Here is a 4013-nt window from a genome sequence, read left to right on the forward strand (position 1 = left end):
GACAACCATTCAACCGGGGAGCCCCGACCACACGGTCGGGGCTCCCCGCATTTAAGCACCCAAAACACCAAACACCGCACCCAGTACATGACCGCCGGCGCCGCCGCCGCCGCCGTCGAGCAGTCATACCTACGTCTCCGTCGTCCTCTTATGACTTCCCGAGTTGGTGCACCTCGCAAGGGCAGTACATATTGCGGCATGTATAGCATGCTGGCTTCATCGCGCAGCGTGGACAGACGTCGCAGTTGACCGGCTCAGTGTGGCGCTCCGCGTCCTCCGCGGTATGGGGTTCGCCGCATCGGTAGCACGGTGGCCGAGTAGTGTTCCGGGTCCCGTTTTTCGCCTCAACGTCGGGCATCAGGAGTCTCCTAGGCCAGCGAACGTGAGAACTGCCATCACCAAAAACAGTGCACCGGTCAGGAGATCGGTACGAATGAATGGGATGAAGTTGGCTATGCTGCGGCCGATCTGGTGACCCGCCACGGACATCACAAAGGTGGTGAACGCGAAGAGGATGGGCGCAATCCACGGTTCGTGGCCGGCCAGGCCCAAAGCTGCTCCTGCGGCCACGTTGTCAATGCTCAACGGTACGGGCAGCCAGCGCCGCGCGGTCTTCATATCCAGGTCGGCGTGCTCCGGCGAGCGGATCGCCTTTATGACGACCCAAAGGCCATAAGCCGCAAGGCCGATGGCCCCGATGATCTGGGCGACGTCCGCGATCTGCGTGCTGAGATACGCGCCGATAACCATCCCGGCAAGCGGGGCCAGGCCATCCCATAGGCCAAAGATGGCAGAGGTTCTCACCGAGGTACGCCAAGATGGCTTGAGCCCTCCAAGGATCACGGACGTGCGAAAGTTGTCGAGACTGAGGGCGAACCCGAAACCCAAAAGCGCAATCACGAGTGTTGGCCTTTCAAGACGGTGGGTAGGAGCGTGACCGGAGTCCCCGCCGTCGTTCCCTGCGTCGCCGTCGTCTTCCGAAATGGACGACCCATTTGGGGTCGGGGAATCAAGGTTCGTTCTGTGGGGCTGTTGGGGTCGTTCGCCGCGGCCACCGCAGCCTCGACGAGCCCGTGGTCAGGCGAAAGGTGACAAACGGGGTCGGTCTTTGCAGCATCACCCGTGAGCGCAAACGCCTGGCAGCGGCAGCCCCCGAAGTCGATGTCCTTACGGTCACAGCTGCGGCAAGGATCCGGCATCCAGGCATCACCCCGGAACTGTTGAAACAGGGGTGCCTCCTCCCAAATCCACCCAAGCGAGTGGTCTCGCACGTTGGCAGGAGGTAGGTCCAGGCTGCGAGCCAATTCATGGGCGGCCGGGCATGGGAGCGCTTCGCCGTTAGGCACTACCGTGAACTGGCGACTGGCCCACCCATCCATGCAAGGCTTGGGGTACTTGCTGTAGTAGTCGGGGATGACGTAGATGATCTCCATTCTGTTCCCGAGGCGCTCTTTGGCTGCTTGGACGAGCGCTTCCGCGCGCTCAAGTTGGTCCCTGCTGGGAAGCAATCCGGCCTGGTTGGGACCCGCCCAACCCGCGTATTGTGTGTTGGCCAGTTCTATACGGTCAGCTTCCATGGCTTCGGCCATGTCGAGGATGCCGGAGATCCGGTCGATGTTCTGCTGATGGAGCACAACGTTGAGCGTAAGAGGCCAGCCCAACTGTTTGACGAGCCCCGCGGCCACATGTTTGCGCTCAAATGACGGGGTGCCGGCGATGTGGTCAGACAGCGCTTGCTCGTCCGCCTGGATGCTCAATTGCACGTGGTCAAGTCCCGCTTCGCGGAGTTGTTCGGCGCGACGAAGGGACAAACCCAGCCCGCTGGTAATCAGATTGGTGTATAGGCCGACTTGGTTGGCAGACCTGACCAGGTCCACGATGTCGCGGCGCTGAAGCGGTTCACCGCCCGAGAGGTGGAGCTGAAGCACGCCCAGATCGGCAGCCTCGGCAAATACGCGTTGCCATTCCTCGGTGGTGAGCTCGTCACGATAGTTATCGAGCTCGAGTGGATTGGAACAATAGGCGCAATGCAGCGGGCACGAATACGTGAGCTCTGCCAGCAGTCCGTAGGGCTTATCCATGATCTACCTCCATGCCATGCTTGGCGACGAGTTCCGCCACAAAGCGTTGGACGTCGCCTTCGGCGACCTGGTCATACCGGCTTCGCAGCTCGACACTGATCTCGGCGACCGTTCGTTCCGCATCGCACAATTCGACGATGGCCGCGCCGGTGGAGTTGAGGACCCAGACCGTCTCCGGTGAGAGCAACGCGTGTTCGCCGCGTGCTGCGTTGAAGGTCATCCGCACGTGCGGCGCCAGCCGGGGACGCGCGGTTTCGTCAACGATTTCCATAGCCCTGCTCCATCGCGTCGAGCATGCTCCACAGCACGTCGCACTTGAAGGACAGCGCCGAAACCGCTGCTGCTTGTGTTTCCGAGGTGACACAATGTTTACGCACAATCTCCAGACCGTGCTGGGAATCGCGGGGTGCTTGTGTAAGGCGGGAACGGAAATAGGCAAGACCCTCCGGACGGATCCACGTGTAATGGCGCTCGAAGGCCGCTAGCCGCTCCGCCATCAAGTTGGGTGCGAACAACTCCGTCAGCGACGAAGCCACGGCTTCTACCCATGGTCGGGTACGGGTGAAGGTAACGTATGCGTCGACGGCGAATCGCACACCGGGCAGCAGATGCCGGGAGTCCTCGAGCTCCTCACGCGTCAGGCCCACTGCTTCACCCAAACGCAGCCACGACTCGATTCCTCCAGTCCCGGCGGTGGTGCCATCGTGGTCAATGATGCGCTGTACCCAGCGGCGTCGGACTTCACTGTCCGGGCAACTGCTGAGAATCGCACCATCTTTCCGGGGAATGTTTACCTGGTAGTAGAAACGGTTTGCAACCCACCCCCGGATCTCTTCGCGACTCGACTGTCCCTCATTCATCCGCTGATGGAAAGGGTGCTCGCTGTGGTACTGCTTGGCGTGGGCGCGGAGAGCCTGCTCGAGTTCATCGGGGGTGAGTACTTCCGTCATCATTACTCCTTAAATTTCCAGTTCCAGCCCATCGACGGCCACTTCCAAGCCATGCCGGTCGAGGTAAGCCCGTTCCGGGGAGTCATCGAGCAAGATCGGATTTGTGTTGTTGATATGGATGTAAATCCGGCGCTCGATGTGTTGCCATGAAAGCAGCTCAAGACTGCCGCCGGGTCCATCGATGGGTACGTGCCCCATGTCGCGTGAGGTCTTGGTGGCCAAGCCGAGGCCGGGCATCTCGTCATCACTCCAGAAGGTGCCGTCCACCAACAAAACCGAAGATCCCGTGAATTCCTTGAGGATCGCAGGTGTCAGTTCTTGAACGCACGGCAGGTATACCAAGCTTCGACCATTGATGGTGTCGGTGACGCGGTAACCCACGACCCGGCCGTTCGCCACGGACCCTGGAAAGCGCATGGGCTTGGTGGTCGGGACATCGAATGCGCAATACGATAGACCGTCGCCAAGCATTACCTCGGCGCCGGGAATTACTGGTTGCCACGTGACCGGGCAGTAGGCTTCGAGCGTCCGGAGCAAACTCGTTCCCGAGGTGAGGGTCTGGTACACCGACTCCGTTGCGTGCACGTCGAGTGACCGCCCTTCGCGCATCAGGAGCAGGCCGAGGGTATGGTCGAGCTCGGCGTCGGTCAGCAGCACAGACTGCAACGGAACCACGCTGCCGGATTCGGTGTGCAGGGCAGGAAACGACTCCAGCTGCGACTGGACGTCCGGTGAGGTATTGAACAGGAACCACCGGCGACGATCGGCGCTTATGGCGATGGACGACTGGGATCGACGGAGGCAGGGCCGCGAGCCTGTGCGTGCTGCGCTGCACCTGGGGCATGAGCAATTCCACTGGGGGAATCCTCCTCCCGCTGCTGAGCCGAGTACGCGCACCCACATCTCCCTGTAGTCCTTTCGCTCAGCTGTGTTGGTTGGTGGTGGGGTGCCGGGCCGGGTTGGTCCGGCACCCCTTTGTGGT

5 protein-coding genes are annotated in these 4013 nt (G+C 61.3%); all 5 read right to left on the minus strand.

Annotated features, from left to right (window positions below):
- Positions 1 to 357 precede the first annotated feature (357 nt).
- On the minus strand, positions 358 to 900 hold the full coding sequence (locus QRN42_RS17845) for a manganese efflux pump MntP (RefSeq protein ID WP_284980448.1): 543 nt from the start codon (positions 898 to 900) through the stop codon (positions 358 to 360).
- Positions 897 to 2081, minus strand: a complete 1185-nt coding sequence (pqqE, locus tag QRN42_RS17850) for a pyrroloquinoline quinone biosynthesis protein PqqE (RefSeq protein ID WP_284980449.1) — start codon at positions 2079 to 2081, stop codon at positions 897 to 899. Before pqqE ends, QRN42_RS17845 begins: the two co-directional genes overlap by 4 nt.
- Positions 2074 to 2352: a pyrroloquinoline quinone biosynthesis peptide chaperone PqqD gene (gene pqqD, locus QRN42_RS17855; RefSeq protein ID WP_284980450.1), complete on the minus strand. Its 279-nt coding sequence runs from the start codon at positions 2350 to 2352 to the stop codon at positions 2074 to 2076. The genes pqqE and pqqD overlap by 8 nt, the downstream gene beginning before the upstream one ends.
- Positions 2339 to 3031: a pyrroloquinoline-quinone synthase PqqC gene (pqqC, locus tag QRN42_RS17860; protein WP_284980451.1), complete on the minus strand. Its 693-nt coding sequence runs from the start codon at positions 3029 to 3031 to the stop codon at positions 2339 to 2341. Before pqqC ends, pqqD begins: the two co-directional genes overlap by 14 nt.
- A gap of 9 nt (positions 3032 to 3040) precedes the next feature.
- On the minus strand, positions 3041 to 4013 hold a 973-nt coding region (gene pqqB / locus QRN42_RS17865; protein ID WP_284980452.1), incomplete at its 5' end, for a pyrroloquinoline quinone biosynthesis protein PqqB.

It is taken from the genome of Arthrobacter sp. fls2-241-R2A-200 (genome assembly GCF_030209745.1).
Lineage (GTDB): Bacteria > Actinomycetota > Actinomycetes > Actinomycetales > Micrococcaceae > Arthrobacter.